Source organism: Streptomyces sp. Tu6071 (genome assembly GCF_000213055.1).
GTDB classification, from domain to species: Bacteria; Actinomycetota; Actinomycetes; order Streptomycetales; family Streptomycetaceae; genus Streptomyces; species Streptomyces evansiae.
Window position 1 is genome coordinate 5,819,885 of sequence record NZ_CM001165.1, and the last position, 16,748, is coordinate 5,836,632.

At 73.6% G+C, this 16,748-nt stretch carries 10 protein-coding genes and 1 pseudogene; 4 read left to right on the forward strand and 7 right to left on the reverse strand.

The features are described 5' to 3' along the window. Nucleotides 1-76: 76 nt before the first annotated feature. On the reverse strand, nt 77-1,837 hold the full coding sequence (locus STTU_RS24570; protein WP_007827830.1) for an NAD+ synthase: 1,761 nt from the start codon (nt 1,835-1,837) through the stop codon (nt 77-79). Nucleotides 1,838-2,443: 606 nt separating this feature from the next. Here STTU_RS24570 and STTU_RS24575 point away from each other — a divergent pair. Continuing rightward, nucleotides 2,444-3,805, forward strand: coding sequence for a glutamine synthetase family protein (locus STTU_RS24575; RefSeq protein ID WP_009064627.1), 1,362 nt, complete (start codon nt 2,444-2,446; stop codon nt 3,803-3,805). A 77-nt stretch (nt 3,806-3,882) separates the two neighbouring features. Here STTU_RS24575 and STTU_RS35660 read toward each other — a convergent pair. Together STTU_RS35660 and STTU_RS24585 are read right to left on the reverse strand one after the other, a co-directional pair. Further along, nucleotides 3,883-4,068: pseudogene (locus STTU_RS35660) on the reverse strand (hypothetical protein); the annotation flags it as partial. 143 nt (nt 4,069-4,211) lie between these two features. Then, on the reverse strand, nt 4,212-4,796 hold the full coding sequence (locus STTU_RS24585; protein WP_043256208.1) for a TetR/AcrR family transcriptional regulator: 585 nt from the start codon (nt 4,794-4,796) through the stop codon (nt 4,212-4,214). Nucleotides 4,797-5,152: 356 nt separating this feature from the next. Between STTU_RS24585 and STTU_RS24590 the strand changes: the two genes are divergently transcribed. Together STTU_RS24590 and STTU_RS24595 are read left to right on the forward strand one after the other, a co-directional pair. Then, on the forward strand, nt 5,153-6,793 hold the full coding sequence (locus tag STTU_RS24590) for an MDR family MFS transporter (protein WP_199785089.1): 1,641 nt from the start codon (nt 5,153-5,155) through the stop codon (nt 6,791-6,793). Nucleotides 6,794-6,924: 131 nt separating this feature from the next. Next, nucleotides 6,925-9,927: a bifunctional [glutamine synthetase] adenylyltransferase/[glutamine synthetase]-adenylyl-L-tyrosine phosphorylase gene (locus STTU_RS24595; RefSeq protein WP_043256213.1), complete on the forward strand. Its 3,003-nt coding sequence runs from the start codon at nt 6,925-6,927 to the stop codon at nt 9,925-9,927. 12 nt (nt 9,928-9,939) lie between these two features. Here STTU_RS24595 and STTU_RS24600 read toward each other — a convergent pair whose 3' ends face one another. Together STTU_RS24600 and STTU_RS24605 are read right to left on the reverse strand one after the other, a co-directional pair. Further along, nucleotides 9,940-10,839: a phosphatase PAP2 family protein gene (locus STTU_RS24600; RefSeq protein WP_007827849.1), complete on the reverse strand. Its 900-nt coding sequence runs from the start codon at nt 10,837-10,839 to the stop codon at nt 9,940-9,942. Between the two features lie 163 nt (nt 10,840-11,002). Further along, nucleotides 11,003-12,724, reverse strand: coding sequence for a glycoside hydrolase family 13 protein (locus STTU_RS24605; RefSeq protein ID WP_007827850.1), 1,722 nt, complete (start codon nt 12,722-12,724; stop codon nt 11,003-11,005). Nucleotides 12,725-13,074: 350 nt separating this feature from the next. On the opposite strand from STTU_RS24605, the gene STTU_RS24610 reads away from it, so the two are divergent. Next, nucleotides 13,075-13,773, forward strand: a complete 699-nt coding sequence (locus tag STTU_RS24610) for a DUF4230 domain-containing protein (RefSeq protein WP_007827852.1) — start codon at nt 13,075-13,077, stop codon at nt 13,771-13,773. On the opposite strand, the gene STTU_RS24615 is transcribed toward STTU_RS24610, so the two are convergent. Together STTU_RS24615 and STTU_RS24620 are read right to left on the reverse strand one after the other, a co-directional pair. Then, a complete protein-coding gene (locus tag STTU_RS24615; RefSeq protein ID WP_078490243.1) occupies nt 13,751-14,506 on the reverse strand; it encodes a TetR/AcrR family transcriptional regulator in 756 nt (251 codons plus the stop codon). The genes STTU_RS24610 and STTU_RS24615 overlap by 23 nt on opposite strands. 186 nt (nt 14,507-14,692) lie before the next feature. Continuing rightward, complete coding sequence (locus STTU_RS24620; RefSeq protein WP_007827854.1) at nt 14,693-16,690, reverse strand: hypothetical protein; 1,998 nt, start codon at nt 16,688-16,690, stop codon at nt 14,693-14,695. Nucleotides 16,691-16,748 lie beyond the last annotated feature (58 nt).

A 16,748-nucleotide genomic window follows, 5' to 3' on the forward strand; every position in this document is an offset into this window, starting at 1 on the left:
CCCAGCGGGAACGCCGAGGGGGCGGGAGCGCCGAGGGGGCGGGAACGGCACCTACGAGCCGTTCCCGCCCCCCGTCTCACGCCCCCGCGTTCTCCCGCCACCGGTTCGTGATCGGCATGCGGCGGTCCTTGCCGAAGCCCTTCGCGGAGATCTTCGTCCCCGGCGGGTACTGGCGCCGCTTGTACTCGGCGTTGTCGACCATGCGCAGCACGCGCGCGACGACCGCCGGATCGAAACCGGCCGCGACGATCGCGTCCGAGCCCTGGTCCCGGTCGACGTACATCGCGAGGATGCGGTCGAGCACGTCGTAGTCGGGGAGCGAGTCGGTGTCGACCTGTCCCGGGCGCAGCTCGGCGCTCGGCGGCTTCGCGATCGTGTTCTCCGGGATCGGCGGCGTCTCGCCGCGCTGCTCGGCCGCCTGGTTGCGCCAGCGCGCGAGCGCGAAGACCTGCGACTTGTAGACGTCCTTGATCGGGCCGTACGCCCCGACCGCGTCCCCGTAGAGCGTCGAGTAGCCGACCGCCAGCTCCGACTTGTTGCCGGGCGCGAGGACGATCTGCCCCTCCTGGTTGGAGATGCCCATCAGCGTCGTGCCGCGCAGCCGCGCCTGGAGGTTCTCCTCGGCGAGCCCCGTGAAGCCGAGCGCCGCCATGTAGGCGTCGAACATGGGGGCGATGGGCGCGGAGCGGTAGTGCAGCCCGGTGCGCGCGGCGAGGTCGGCCGCGTCGTCCTTGGAGTGCTCCGAGGAGTACTTCGACGGCATCGAGACCCCGTACACGTTCTCCGCGCCGATCGCGTCGCACGCGATCGCGGCCGTGAGCGCGGAGTCGATGCCGCCGGAGAGCCCGATGAGGACGGACCGGAACCCGTTCTTCTCCACGTATGCGCGCAGCCCCGTGACGAGCGCCCCGTACACCTCCTCGGCGTCCTCCAGGCGCTCCGCGTACTCCCCGGTGTACTCCGGCTCGTAGGCGGGCAGCGGCGTCGGCGAGATCGTGACGTGCTCGATGCGCAGGCCGTCGTGGACGGTCCCGGCGGGCTCCTCGGCGGGGGCCGGGGGCAGGTCCAGGTCGAGGAGGAAGCAGCCCTCGGTGAACTGCGGCGCACGCGTGATGACGGAGCCGTCCTTGTCGACGACGATCGAGTCGCCGTCGAAGACCAGCTCGTCCTGCCCGCCGGACATCGCGACGTACGCGGTCGTGCAGCCCGCCTCCTGGGCGCGCTTGCGGACCAGGTCGAGGCGCGTGTCGTCCTTCTCGCGCTCGTACGGGGACGCGTTGATGCTCAGCAGCAGCCCGGCGCCCGCCGCGCGGGTCGCGGGCACTCGGCCGCCGTCCTGCCACAGGTCCTCGCAGATGGCGAGGGCCACGTCGACGCCGTGCACGCGCACGACGGGCAGCGTGTCGCCGGGCACGAAGTAGCGGAACTCGTCGAAGACGCCGTAGTTCGGCAGGTGGTGCTTGGCGAAACGGAGCACGACGCGGCCCTGGTGCAGCACGGCGGCGGCGTTGCGCGGGGAGCCGGCGGGCATCCCGTAGCGGTGCTGGTCGGTTTCGCTGCGGTCGAGGTAGCCGAGGACGACGGGCAGCCCGCCGAGACCCTCGTCGACGAGGCGGGCGGCGAGCGCGTGCAGAGCGGCGCGGCTGGCCTCCACGAAGGTGGAGCGCAGCGCGAGATCCTCCACGGGGTAGCCGGTCAGCACCATCTCGGGAAAGGCGACCAGATGGGCGCCCCGCTCCGCGGCGTGCCGGGTCCATTGCACGACCGACTCCGCGTTGGCGTCGAGATCACCGACGACGGCATCGATCTGATTCAGGGCGAGACGTAGTTGAGGCACGGTCGCCAGTGTAATCGTCTCTCTGACGCGATGTGGGGGTGGGGCGGGGCCGTACGGGGTGTGTGGGGGGCTGGGCGGGGGGTGCGGTGGGGTGCGCGCGAGGTGTGCGACCGCGTGCGCGCGGGGTGCGCGGCGGGGCCCTAGCGGGGTGGCCGCTGGGGCGGTGGGGGCGTGGCGAGGGGGCGCCCATGGCAAACCCGCGCCGCGCCGTTTGCTGATTTCGAGGCATTCTCGGCGCAATCCGTGGCGTGTCTTTTACCCCGCCTTGGGGCGGTACGCGAGGGTGGCGCCGTTTCGCACGGCGGCGTCCGCCCCGCACCCGTACCCCCAAAGCCCTTGCGACGTACGGGGCTTGAGCGGCCCGCCGAGGCCGGTGGGGGAGTGGGTCGACCCGGGAGGGAGGCGTCCCCCACAATGGGCGCGGCCTCCCGTGGCCCCCGGGGCCTGTCGGCCACGGCGTGCGGGCAATGCACTATGGCGGGAGCGGTTGCGCCGCGGGAGATCGTCCTTGTGTTCGCAACCTGCGGGAAACCGTGTGGTGGGATGCTCGTACGCCCAGGGCACGGCAACGGTGCAAGGCGGCTCGACCAGCAAGGATTGGTGGATATGAATAAGCAGCAGGAGTTCGTGCTCCGCACGCTTGAGGAGCGGGACATCCGTTTCGTGCGCCTGTGGTTCACCGACGTCCTTGGCTTCCTGAAATCCGTCGCCGTCGCCCCGGCCGAGCTGGAGCAGGCGTTCGACGAGGGCATCGGCTTCGACGGCTCGGCGATCGAGGGCTTCGCGCGGGTCTACGAGTCCGACATGATCGCCAAGCCCGACCCCGCCACCTTCCAGGTCCTGCCCTGGCGCGCCGAGGCCCCCGGCACCGCGCGCATGTTCTGCGACATCCTCATGCCGGACGGCTCGCCGTCCTTCGCCGACCCGCGCTACGTCCTCAAGCGCGCGCTCGCGAAGGCGTCCGACCTCGGGTTCACCTTCTACACCCACCCCGAGATCGAGTTCTTCCTGCTCAAGGAGAAGCCGGTCGACGGCTCGCGCCCCACACCCGCCGACAACTCCGGCTACTTCGACCACACCCCGCAGAACGTCGGCATGGACTTCCGCCGCCAGGCGATCACCATGCTGGAGTCGATGGGCATCTCCGTCGAGTTCAGCCACCACGAGGGCGCCCCCGGGCAGCAGGAGATCGACCTCCGCTACGCCGACGCCCTCTCGACGGCCGACAACATCATGACGTTCCGCCTCGTCATGAAGCAGGTCGCGCTGGAACAGGGCGTGCAGGCCACCTTCATGCCGAAGCCCTTCTCGGAATTCCCGGGCTCGGGCATGCACAGCCACCTCTCCCTCTTCGAGGGCGACCGCAACGCCTTCTACGAGTCGGGCGCCGAGTACCAGCTCTCCAAGGTCGGCCGCTCCTTCATCGCCGGGCTCCTGCGCCACGCCGACGAGATCTCCGCCGTCACCAACCAGTGGGTCAACTCCTACAAGCGCATCTGGGGCGGCACCGAGCGCACGGCGGGCGCGGGCGGCGAGGCCCCCTCGTACATCTGCTGGGGCCACAACAACCGCTCCGCGCTCATCCGCGTCCCGATGTACAAGCCCGGCAAGACGGGTTCGGCGCGGGTCGAGGTCCGCTCCCTGGACTCCGGCGCCAACCCGTACCTCTCCTACGCGGTCCTTCTCGCCGCCGGCCTCAAGGGCATCGAGGAGGGCTACGAACTCCCCCCGGGCGCCGACGACGACGTCTGGGCCCTCTCCGACGCCGAACGCCGCGCGATGGGCATCGAGCCCCTCCCCCAGAACCTGGGCGAGGCCATCGCCCTGATGGAACGCAGCGAACTCGTCGCGGAGACCCTGGGCGAGCACGTCTACGACTTCTTCCTGCGCAACAAGAAGCAGGAGTGGGAGGAGTACAGGAGCGAGGTCACGGCCTTCGAGCTGAAGAAGAACCTGCCGGTGCTGTAAGCGCAGGTCAGGGCGGGAAAACGAAGATTCCGGCGGGACGCGGCGCAGACGCGCGGCCTCCCGCCGGACGTGCTTGATCAACCCTGGGCCGTGGTGGGGCCGTCAGGGCGAGGGGCCGCCACGCCGTAGAGCCCATCCATGGCCGCTCGTGCGCGGGCTTCCCCACTCGGCATCAGGTGCGTGTACGTCCGCAGCGTGAAGCCGGGGTCCGAGTGCCCCAGGTAGGTGCTCAGTGCCTTGATGTTCTCGCCGGCGTCGAGGAGACCTGGGCAGAGGGCCACGGCACGACCCCGCGCATATTCCGGCCGGGAGCTTTGACGCTCTTCGAGTCGCAAGGGTTCTTCTGCGTGCGGCCGTCGTCAACGGCGGCGATGGGGCGGCGATACGGGGCGGTGCGCGGTGGCCCTCAGCCGAAGACCCCCGCCATCGCCCCCATCGTCTCCATGATCAGCTCGCGCGGGTCGTCCGCCTCGTCGCCCGCGACCCAGCGCTGCATGGCGAGGCGGATGGAGGCGAGGAAGGCGGCGCCGAGGCAGCCGGCTTCGAGGGGGGTGAGGCCGCCGCGGTCGGTGATGGCCTCGCGCAGGTCCGTTTCGAGGACCGCGTGGTTGGCGAGCTGGCGGGCGAGCAGGGTGGGGTGGCGCAGGGCGAGGCGGCTGCGGATCGCGGTCTCGCGGTCCGGGGGCTCCTCGGTGGGGAAGCGGTCGAGGACCGCTCCGGCGAGGGCCTGCCAGGGGCCCTCGTGCGGGGGGCGGGCGCGGAAGGCGAGGACGAGGGCCTTGATGTGCTGCTCCTCGCCCCAGAGGACCGCGTCCTCCTTCGCCGTGAAGTAGTTGGAGAAGGTCCGGCGCGAGATGCCTGCCGCGTCGGCGATCGCCTCCACGGTGAGGTGCTCGAAACCGTGCTCGACCGCCAGGTTCAGCGCCGCCTTGTGCACGGCTTCCCTGGTGGCGGCCTTCTTGCGCTCGCGCAAACCCACTGTGCTCTCCATGGTCCGTCCATCGTAGGCGACCCACTTTACGTGCCCAGTGTGCAAAATTGCCCAGTGCGCATGTATGGTGAATGTGTCAGCGCGGAGGCGAGCGGGGACACGGGGAAGCACCGCGGGGCCGCCCCGGCGAACGGCCCGGCCCGCCCCCGTACTTCCGCGCCCGCGCACCACCCGTCCCGTACGTCCGTACGCGTCCGCATCGGTACGCCTGTACGCCTGTACGCCTGTACGCCTGTATGTCCGTACGCCCGTATGTCCGTACGCCCGTATGTCCGTACGTCCCACTCCCCCCATTCCGGAGGTAGCGCGTGAGCGCCCAAGCGGTGGCGGCGACGGAGTCCAGCGACTCCGCCCCCATGGATCACAAGCACGTGTTGCGGGCCCTCAGCGGGCTGCTCATCGTGCTGTTCGTCGCGATGATCAGCTCCACCGTCGTCTCGGTGGCGCTGCCCCAGATCATCGGCTCGCTCGGCGGCACCCAGTCGCAGTACACCTGGGTCGTCACCGCGACCCTGCTCGCCTCGACGGCCTCGACGCCGATCTGGGGCAAGCTCGCCGACCTCTTCAACAAGAAGCTGCTGCTCCAGATCGCGATCGGCATCTTCGTCGTCGCCTCGCTCGGCGCCGGCTTCGCGCAGAACACCCCGACGCTCATCGGCTTCCGCGCCGTGCAGGGCCTCGGCATGGGCGCGCTCCAGGTGCTCGTGCAGGTGATCCTCGCCGCGATGATCAGCCCCAAGGAGCGCGGCAGGTACAACGGTTACCTCGGCGCCGTCATGGCGGTCGCCACGGTCGGCGGGCCGCTGCTCGGCGGCGCGATCACCGATGTGGACTGGCTCGGCTGGCGCTGGTGCTTCTTCATCGCGCTGCCCTTCACCGTCGTCGCCTCGGTGATCCTCGCCCGCACCCTCCACCTGGAGGACGTCCGCCGCCCCGACACGAAGGTCGACTACTGGGGTGCCTCGCTCATCGCGGCGGGCGTCAGCCTCCTGCTCCTGTGGGTCACCTTCGTCGACAACGACTTCGCCTGGATCTCCTGGCAGACGGGCGCGATGCTCGCGGGCACGGTGGTCCTCCTCGGCGCGGCCGTCGCGGTCGAGGCGAAGGTCTCCCAGCCGGTCATCCCGCTGCACGTCATCAAGCGCCGCGACCCCGCGCTCGCCATCGTCGCGAGCCTCGCGGTCGGGATGGCGATGTTCGGCGGCGCGGTCTTCCTCGGCCAGTACTTCCAGATCGGGCGCGGCAAATCCCCCACGCAGGCGGGCCTGCTGACCATCCCGCTCATGGCCGGGGTGCTCCTCGCCTCGACGGTCGCGGGGCGGCTCGTCTCCAGGACCGGCAAGGTCAAGCCCTTCATCCTCGCCGGGACCGTGATCCTCGCGGGCGGCTTCTTCGGCCTCGCCACGATCGACGCGCACACCTCGCTCGTCGTCGTCGGCGCATGGATGTTCCTCGTCGGCACCGGCGTCGGCATGTCGATGCAGAACCTCGTCCTCGTCCTCCAGAACACCGTGCCGCTCCACGAACTCGGCGCGGCGAGCGGCGCGATCACCTTCTTCCGCTCCCTCGGCGGCACGATCGGCGTCTCGGTGCTCGGCGCCGTGCTCGCGAACAGCGTGAGCGGCAGGATCGCGGACGGCCTGCGGAAGCTCGGCGTCGACGGCGCGGCGGGCGCCGCGGGCGGCGGCAGCGGCACGCTGGACGTCAAGGGCATGCCGGCCCCGGTCCAGGCGGTCGTGCGCGGTGCCTACGGCGACGCGACGGGCCACATCTTCCTGATCGCCGCCTTCATCGCCCTCGTCGGCATCCTCGCCGCCGCCTTCCTCACCCCGACGACCCTGCGCGACAGCGTGGACCTGGCCGAGCCCGCACCGGCGGCCGTCGCTCCCGGCACCACCCCGGACGGCGGTACGGTCCCCAGCGCCCCTCCCACCGAACCGGCACCCCCGACGTCCCAGGGCCCCGACGAGGGACGCGCGAAGGCCCCGGTCTCGTAGCCGACGGACGGACAGCGCCGAAGGGGCCGCCCGGCACGCGCGCCGGGTGGCCCCCGCCCCTTCCCCACCACCCCGACTACGCTCACCCCCGTGGGCCCTGACCGGCAGGGTGATGGCAGGAGGGCGTGGCGATGACCGTCCCGAGCGGGCGCAGGAGCAGCACCTTCACGCGGCTGCTGCGGTACGGGTTCGTCGATCCCTCGCACGCGGAGAAGCTGCTCGGCGAGGACGCCCTCGCGGCCGTGCGCTCCGACCCCGTGCTGCTCGACGCGCTCGGGGCCGCGGCCGACCCGGATCTCGCGCTGCTCGGACTCGTCCGGCTCGCCGAGGCGCAGCCCGACGCCGAGGCGCGGCGCACCCTGCTCACCACGCTCGTCTCCGCGAAGCCGCTGCGCGACCGGCTCCTCGGGGTGCTCGGCGCCTCCGAGGCCCTCGCCGACCACCTCGCGCGCCACCCCGGCGACTGGAAGACCCTGGTCACGTACGAGTCGAGCGACCTGCACCCCGACGTCGCCGAGTTCGAGCGCGGCCTCGCCGACGTCACCGACCCCGTCTCGCTCCGCGTCGCCTACCGCCGCTGCCTCCTGTCGCTCGCCGCGCGCGACGTCACGGGCACCACCGACGTCAGCGAGACCGCCGCCGAACTCGCCGACCTCGCCACCGCGACGCTGCGCACCGCGCTGCGCCTCGCCCAGGAGGCCGCGCCCGAGGACGCCGCCGCGTGCCGCCTCGCCGTCATCGCGATGGGCAAGTGCGGCGGCCACGAGCTGAACTACGTCTCCGACGTCGACGTCATCTACGTCGGCGAACCCGCGCACGACGGCGTCGACGAGGGCGAGGCGATTCGCGCCGCGACCCGCCTCGCCGCGCACCTCATGCGGATCTGCTCCGAGACCACCGTCGAGGGCACCATCTGGCCCGTCGACGCCAACCTCCGCCCCGAGGGCCGCAACGGCCCCCTCGTGCGCACCCTCTCCAGCCACCTCGCCTACTACCACCGCTGGGCCAAGACCTGGGAGTTCCAGGCCCTGTTGAAGGCCCGGCCCGTCGCGGGCGACCTCGCCCTCGGCCAGGAGTACGTCGAGGCACTCGCCCCCCTCGTGTGGCAGGCGTCGGAGCGCGAGAACTTCGTCACCGACACCCAGCGCATGCGCCGCCGCGTCATCGACGCCATCCCCGCGGCCGAGGCCGAACGCGAACTCAAGCTCGGCCCCGGCGGCCTGCGCGACGTCGAGTTCGCCGTCCAGCTCCTCCAGCTCGTCCACGGCCGCACCGACACGAACCTGCGCAGCCCCACCACGCTCGCCGCGCTCGCCGAACTCGCCGACGGCGGCTACATCGGCCGCACCGACGCCTTCCAGCTCGACGAGGCGTACCGCTTCCTGCGCTCCCTCGAACACCGCATCCAGCTCTTCAAACTGCGCCGCACCCACCTCGTCCCCGAGGACGAGGCCGACCTGCGCCGCCTCGGCCGCTCCCTCGGCCTGCGCACCGAACCCATCGCCTCGCTCCTCAAGGAGTGGAAGCGCCACTCCGGCGCCGCCCGCCGCATCCACGAGAAGCTCTTCTACCGGCCCCTCCTCGACGCCGTCGCCCACCTCGCCCCCGGCGAGGCGGGCCTGAGCCCCGCCGCCGCGCGCGACCGCCTCGTCGCCCTCGGCTACGCCGACCCGGCCGCGGCCCTGCGCCACCTCGAAGCCCTCACCAACGGCGTCTCGCGCCGCGCCGCGATCCAGCGCACCCTGCTCCCCGTCCTCCTCGCCTGGTTCGCCGACTCCGCCGACCCCGACGCCGGACTCCTCAACTTCCGCAAGGTCTCCGACGCCCTCGGCAAGACCCCCTGGTACCTGCGCCTGCTGCGCGACGAGGGCGCCGCCGCCGAGAACCTCGCCCGCGTCCTGTCCGCGGGCCGCCTCGCCCCCGACCTCCTCCTGCGCGCCCCCGAGGCCGTCGCACTCCTCGGCGACCCCGCCGGACTCGACCCGCGCCCCCGCGCCCAGCTCGAACAGGAGATCCTCGCCGCCGTGGGGCGCGCCGAGACCCCCGAGGCCGGAGTCGTCGCCGCGCGCGGTGTGCGCCGCCGCGAGCTGTTCCGCACCGCCGCCGCCGACCTCATCGGCTCCTACGGCACCGAGGACACGCCCGCCGAGGAGGACCACGGCGCGCTCGTCGACCGCGTCGGCTCCGCCGTCTCCGACCTCACCGCCGCGACCCTCGCCGGCACCCTGCGCGCCGTCGTCCGGGCGGGCTGGGGCGAGGAGCTGCCCACGCGCTTCGCCGTCATCGGCATGGGCCGCTTCGGCGGCCACGAACTCGCCTACGGCTCCGACGCCGACGTCCTCTTCGTCCACGCCCCGCGCGAAGGCGTCGACGAGGCCGAGGCGTCCCGCGCGGCGAACGCCGTCGTCGCCGAGATGCGCCGCCTCCTCCAGCTCCCCAGCGCCGACCCGCCCCTCCTCATCGACACCGACCTGCGCCCCGAGGGCCGCAACGGCCCCCTCGTGCGCACCGTCAGCTCGTACGCCGCCTACTACCGCCGCTGGTCCCAGACCTGGGAGGCGCAGGCCCTCCTGCGCGCCGAACCCGTCGCGGGCGACACCGGACTCGGCCGCGCCTTCACCGAACTGATCGACCCGCTCCGCTACCCCGCAGAGGGCATCGGCGAGGAGGCGGTGCGCGAGATCCGCCGCCTCAAGGCCCGCATGGAGGCCGAACGCGTCCCGCGCGGCCAGGACCCCAACCTCCACACCAAGCTCGGGCGCGGCGGCCTCTCCGACGTCGAGTGGACCGTCCAGCTCCTCCAGCTCCGCCACGGCCACCACGAGCCCGGACTGCGCACGACCCGCACCCGCGAAGCCCTCGCCGCCGCCTTCGAGGCGGACCTCCTCGACCAGGAACAGGCCCGCATCCTCGACGAGGCGTGGGTCCTCGCCGCCCGCGTGCGCAACGCCGTCATGCTCGTGCGCGGCAGGGCGGGCGACACCTTCCCGAGCGACACCCGCGAACTCGGCGCCGTGAGCCGCTACCTGGGCTACGAGGCCGGGCACGCGGGGGACATGCTGGAAGACTACCGGCGCACGACACGGCGGGCCCGCGGCGTCGTGGAGGAGCTGTTCTACGGGGCGGCGCTGTGAACGCCGCCCGCCTCAGCGGGAGGCCCGTGCCGCCTGTGTCGCCCCCACCGCGCGCAGGCGCGAGCCCTTGCCCGGCGAGGTGATGAGCCGGGGCAGCGCGTAGGGCGGCTTCCCGTACCAGAGCGAGGCGACTCCGTACCCGAAGGCGAGGCAAATGAGCCCGCCGACCGCGTCGAGCCAGAAGTGGTTCGCCGTCGCCACGATGACCGTCAGCGTCGCCATCGGGTAGAGCGCCCCGAGGATCTTCGCCCACGGCGTCTTCGCGAGCGCGATGATCGTCAGGCCCGCCCACGTCGACCAGCCGATGTGCATCGACGGCATCGCCGCGTACTGGTTCGAGACGTGCTTGAGGTTGCCCGAGGCCATCGAGCCCCACGTCTCGTGCACGAGGACGGTGTCGATGAAGTGGGTGTTCGCCATGAGACGGGGCGGCGCCAGCGGGTACAGGTAGTAGCCGAGCAGGGCCGCGCCCGTCGTCGCGAAGAGCGCGAGGCGCGCCGCCGCGTACCGCCCCGGGTGCCACTTGAAGAGCCACACGAGCACGCCCAGCGTCACGACGAAGTGCAGCGTCGCGTAGTAGTAGTTCATCCCGACGATCAGCCACGTCACCTTGTTGATCGCGTGGTTGACGGACTGCTCGAAGGCCATGCCGAGATCGTGCTCCACGCGCCAGATCCAGTCCGCGTGCCGCAGCGCCTCGGCGCGCTGCTCCGGGACCGCGTTGCGGATCAGCGAGTACACCCAGTAACTGAGCCCGATGAGGACGATCTCGAACCAGAGCCGGGGCCGCTTCGGGGTGCGCAGGCGCCGCACCGCGTGGCGCACGGCGGCGGGGCGATCGGGCTTCTCCGTCGCGGGTGAGGAGGCGGCCGGTCCACGGCCTTCCATCGGTGTCACAGTCATCTCACCCATGAGCAGAGAGTCTGCCAGAATCCGGCACGAATGCTGATCATCCCTCCGGGCGGCCTCGCCCCCCGGCTTCTCCGCCTGGAGGAGGAGAGCCGGAGTGCGGGGACTCCGGGTAAACCCCGAGCCGGAAGTCCCTGCCCCTCTCCCTCCCCACTCGGCGCCCCTCTCACTCCTCGCCCGCCCACCACCCGCACGTGTCCCCGGGCAGCACCACGCGCCCGCCCCGCGCCTCCACCGGAGCCGAGGCGAGCAGCGGGCGGCCCGGCAGGTCGAGCACGACCTCCGTGGACCGCGTGTTCAGCGCGCACAGCACTCCCGGCCGGGCGAAGAGCAGGACACCCTCGGGCGCCTCCCGCCACTCCATCCCCCCGTCGCCGAGACCGGGAAGCTCCCGCCGCAGCGCGAGCGCCGCCCGGTACAGCTCCAGCGTCGATCCCGGGTCCCCGCTCTGCGCCGCGACGCTGAGGCCCCGCCACGCCGGCGGCTGCGGCAGCCAGGAACCGCCCGGCCCGAAGCCGTACGGGGGCGCCTCGCCCGACCACGGCAGCGGCACCCGGCAGCCGTCCCGCATCCCCTCCTGCCCGCTCGCCTCCGTCTCCGGGAGCCCCGCCGCGTCCGGCGCCCCCGGCAGCCCCGCCGCGTCCGCCCCGTCCCGCGCGACGGCCCGGCCCCGGAAGTACGCGGGGTCCTGCCGCACCTCCTCCGGCAGGTCGAGCACCTCCGGCAGCCCCAGCTCCTCGCCCTGGTACACGTACACCGAGCCCGGCAGCGCGAGCGTGAGCAGCGCCGCCGCGCGCCCGCGCCGCAGCCCGCGCGCCGGGTCGCCCGCCGCGTACCGCGTCGTGTGCCGCACGACGTCGTGGTTGGAGAGCACCCACGTCGTCGTCGCCCCGACCGCGCCCGTCGCGCCGAGCGAGGCATCGATCACCTCGCGCAGCGCCCGCGCCTCCCAGGGGGCCAGCACGTACTGGAAGTTGAACGCCTGGTGCGCCTCGTCGGCCCGTACGTACAGCGCCAGGCGCTCCGAGGTCGGCGCCCACGCCTCGGCGACCTCGATGCGCTCGCCCGGGTAGGAGTCGAGGAGCGCGCGCCAGGAGCGGTGGATCTCGTGCACGCCGTCCTGGTCGAAGAAGGGCAGCACCTCGGTGTTGAGCATGCGGGCCTGCCCGGCCCGGCCCACGTCGGGCAGGCCGGGTGCCTTGACCATCCCGTGCGCCACGTCGACGCGGAAGCCGTCCACGCCGAGGTCGAGCCAGAAGCGCAGCACGTCCTCGAACTCGGCGCGCACCGCCGGGTGCTCCCAGTTCAGGTCGGGCTGCTCGGGGGCGAACAGGTGCAGGTACCAGACGCCGTCGGGCAGGCGTGTCCACGCCGGGCCGCCGAAGACCGACTCCCAGTCGTTGGGCGGCAGTTCGCCGTGCTCCCCGCGCCCGGGACGCAGTACGTAGTACGCGCGCTCGGGCGCGGCGGGCGAGGCGCGCACGGCGCGGAACCACGGGTGCCGCTCGGAGGTGTGGTTCGGGACGACGTCCACGATGACGCGCAGCCCGTGCCCGTGGGCGGCCTCGATGAGCGCGGCGGCGTCCGGGAGGTCGCCGAAGAGCGGGTCGACGGCGCGGTAGTCCGCGACGTCGTAGCCGCCGTCCGCCTGCGGCGAGGCGTAGAACGGCGTGAGCCACACCGCGTCCACGCCGAGCCCCGCGAGGTACGGCAACCGGCTCGTCACGCCGCGCAGATCGCCGACGCCGTCCCCGTCGCTGTCCGCGAAGGACCGTACGTACACCTGGTAGATGACGGCGTCCCGCCACCAGGCGGGCCCGGGGCGCGCGGGGGAGCGGGGGAAGGGGGCGGAGGCGCGGACGGCGCCGTCGGCGGGGTCCTGCGGCATGAAGGGCCTTTCTCCTCACGGCGGATGCGGGACGGGGCCCGGCGGCGGCTGGGGGAGGGAGCGAGGCCGCCGGGCACCTGTCACGGTCATACCCGATCGGCGGACGTACCGATACGGAGTGACGCGGATCGTCATCAATTGGCGCTTTCGTTCCGGCCCCGTGCTCCTTCGCGACCCGCTCCGGCCCTGGCCCGACCGCACCACCGGTCCTTCGCGCACCGCCTGTCTGTCACGGACCTGTCACCGCGCCGCCAACGACGCCTGATCGCGCCCGTCTTGGGCATCAGAGAGCTGTGAAGGACGGGCCGACGCGAGCGCGCGGCCCCTACGGGAGAGAGGGGAGCGCCGTCATGCCCCAGAAGACCGCCGTGTCCGAGGAGAGGGCGGGGACGACGCCGCGACGCCGGACCGGCCCGCCCTGGTGGGGGAAGATCCTCGCCGCCCTCGTGGCACTCGTCGTGCTGTTCGTCCTGCTCGTCCGGTTCGCCGTGATCCCCGGCCTCGGTGAGCTGTTCGGCGAGGAGACCCACGACCGCACGGGCCCCGCACTGCTCAAGTCCATCAAGGACATGAGCCGTTACGAGGCCGCCACCGGCAACTTCCAGGTCGTCGTGGACCTGGAGAAGGACACCAAGTACCTCCCCGACGCCCTCAAGGGCAAGCGCACGCTGTACGTCGGCGCCGGCACCGTCTCCGCCTACGTGGAACTCGGCGGCCTCAAGGACGACGACGTCCGCGTCAACGACGACCGCACCGAGGCGACCCTGCGCCTGCCGCACGCTGTGCTCGGCAAGCCCGCGCTCGACCCCGACCGCTCCTACGCGGTCTCCAAGCAGCGCGGACTCCTCGACCGGCTCGGCGACTTCTTCTCCGACAACCCCAACGACGAACGCGCCGTCCAGAAGCTCGCCGCCCAGCACATCGGCGACGCCGCCAAGGACAGCGAACTCACCGGGCGCGCCGAGAAGAACACGACGGCGATGATGGAGGGACTGCTGCACTCGCTCGGCTTCGACACCGTGCACGTCACGTACGCGGCGAAGAAATGACCTCGTGAGCCCCGGCCTCCGCCCGCGCCCGCGGCAAGCCCGCGGGCGCGAGCGCGAGGAGCCCCGCCACCAGCTCGGCGAAGGGCCCGTCGACCGGCTCGCTGTCCAGGATGCCCCGCAGCAGCGCGGCGAGTCCGGGATCGCGCTGCGCGCTCACCGCGAGCAGCGCGACGAAGTCGTGCACGAGCTGGCGTTCCAGCTCGGCGCGCGCCACGCGGCGCCCGTCGAGCCACAGGAGGGCCGTCGACTCGGCGAGCGAGACCCACGACCGCACGACGAGATCGAGGCGCGCCGAGGGCTCGGCGACGCCGAGGTGGGCGAGGATCTGGTCCCGCGCCGCCTGCCGCACCGCGTCGATGAGCGCGTTCGCCGCCTGCCCCGAGGGCACGGCGGGACCGCCGCGCATGAGCGCCGAGAACCCGGGACCGTGCGCGTCCACGAAGTCGAAGTACCGCTCCATGACCCGCAACAGCCGCGCGCCGAGCGGCCCTTCGTGCGGCTCCACGAAGCGGTGCGCGAGGTCGTCGGCGGCCCGGCGCAGCGCGGCCTCGTAGAGGCTGAGCTTCCCGGGGAAGTAGTGGTACACGAGGGGCCGCGAGATCCCGGCGGCAGCCGCGATCTCGTCTATGGACACGTCGGCGGGAGGGCGGCGGCTGAACAACTCCAGTGCCACGGAGATCAACTGTTCCCGACGCTCCTCGACACCCATCCTGCGGCGCACCCCGGTCGTCATACGAACAGCCTACCGAGAGCGGCGTGTTAGAGGGGCGCGGGTCCCGGAGGGACGCGCACGGGCCCGCCCGTTCCCGCCGCCGGAGCCCACCGCCCGTTCCCGCCGCCGGAGCCTGCCCGCCCGGTCCCGCCGGTCCGTGCCCGCCCGGCCGCCGTTCCGGCCCCCGCCGCGCCGCCTCCGCGCGCCTCAGCCCAGTCCGTCGAGCGTGCCGCCGCTCACGAGCATGGCGCTCAGCGTCGCCGTCGAGCCCTTCGGGGCCGGGAGGGCGAAGAGGCGGGTCGGCGAGGCGCCGCGGATGCCGTCGCGCGCCGTGATCGAGGCGACGCCCCCGGAGCCCGCCGCGAGGACGTACCACGTACCCGAGGGTGCCTTCCACATGGCGCCCGCGAGGACGTCCGGCTGCCGCGGGCCGCACGAGGCCGAGTCGGCCGCCTGCGCGGCGACGGCCCCGAGCGGGTGGCCGGGCGCGCGGTACTCGGCGAGCGTCAGCGTCCCGCCCCCGCGCCACGTGTCCATCCGCGTGCACGCCCACCGCGCCGTCCCCGCCCCCTCGGGCAGCGGCTGACTCGCGTACGACCAGGAGTTGACCGCCCGCACCCCGCGCCCCTGGCCCGCCACGAGCGAGCACGCCGAGGGCGCCCACGCCGTCCGGCTCGCGAGGTCGTCGACCTCCCCCGGCGCGGTCGGCGAGCCGGTCGTGAGGTGCGCGGGCAGGAGGTCGCCGAGGTCGGAGTACAGCCGCGCGTGCCCGTCGACCCCGGTGACCTGCACCGTGTTCCACGTCGTGCAGCCGCCGTCGGGGGCGGGCGTGCGCCCCGGCTGCTGGAAGGGCCACACCGTCCCGTCCCGCTCCGTCGTGAACGGCGTGGACGCGCGCTGCGGGACGCGCAGATCCCGCTGCGCCACGGACTTCACCCACGGCGCGGTCAGGTACCGCACGTTGCCGTCGGTACGCGCCACCGCGACCACGGCGGCGCCCGCCTCGTCGATCCCGTCGGCCCGGACGAGATCGAGCGCCGGATCGCCGAAGCCGTCGCCCGCCGCCTCCGCGTACCGCACGAGGCGCAGCCCGTCGTAGAAGAGCACGATGTCCGCTCCCGCCGTGTGCCCCGCCCACAGCAGCCGCGGCGGTCCCGCCGGGCCGCCGAGCGGGGTGCCGGGCGTCGCCGAGACGTGCGTACGGGGTCCGGGGTGGCCCCAGGCGCGCAGGGCCCGGCCGAGCAGGGCCCGGTCCGAGACGAGCCCGCCGCGCGCGGGCCACACCGAGAAGTCCCGGCGCGTCGCCGTCTCCCACGCGTCAGGCGCCACCGTCGTCAGGCGCGCCGGGTCGAGCGCCTCGCGCTCCGTCGCGCTCGGCACGTACGCGGGCTCCTCGCTCCGCGTGAGCGACCACCCCGTGAACGCCGCCCCGCACACGAGGAGCACCGCCGCGCCCGCGCCGAACGCGCGCACGCCCTGGCGGCGCCGGACGAGGTCGGTGGGCCGGGCCTGGAGCGAGCAGGCGTCGAACTCCGGCGAGGCGAGGAGCGCCGCCGCGTGCGCCCCCGCCGGGAGCTCGACCCCGGCCGCCTCGCCGAGCGCGGCCCCCGCGTCCGCCGCGCCCGCCTCCGTCAGCAGCGCCCGTGCCGCCTCCGCGTCGAGCCCCTCCAGGTGGACCAGCGCGTACGCGGCACGGCCCGCCCCGCTCAGCCGCGACAGCGCCTGGTCGAGGGCGAGTTCCTCGGTGCCGCCCGCGCGCGGGAAGAGCCTCAGCCCCCACACCCGCGGCAGCCCGGACGGCACCCGCGCCTTCCCCGGGCCCCCGTCGCCGCAGGCCCGCAGCGTCTCGCGCAGCACCCGCGCCCGCACGCAGGCGTACCCCGCGTCCCGCGCCGAGCCCCCGGCACCGCCGCGCCCCGTACCGCCCGCGGCCCCCGCCCCGCGCGGTCCCGGCACCCGCGCGCCCGCGAGTTCCCTGGGCCTCGGCAGGGCCCGCTGGGTCAGCGCGTGCGCCGCGAGGACGCGGCGGGCGCGGCCGAGCGAGGCGGGCAGGACGACGTGCGCGAGGCGCACGAGCCGCGGGTAGTGCTCGACGAGCGCCGCCTCCGCCTGGGCGAATCCGACCGGCGCCGGGCCGGGGGACGAGGGGGCGGTGCCGGAACGCGACCGGCGGGAGCTTCGGGGGGCGAGCTTCGCAGAATCCACGTCCAGCGCAACGAGACACACCCCCCGAGGTCACCTGCCGCCGCCCCCCAGGGCGTGT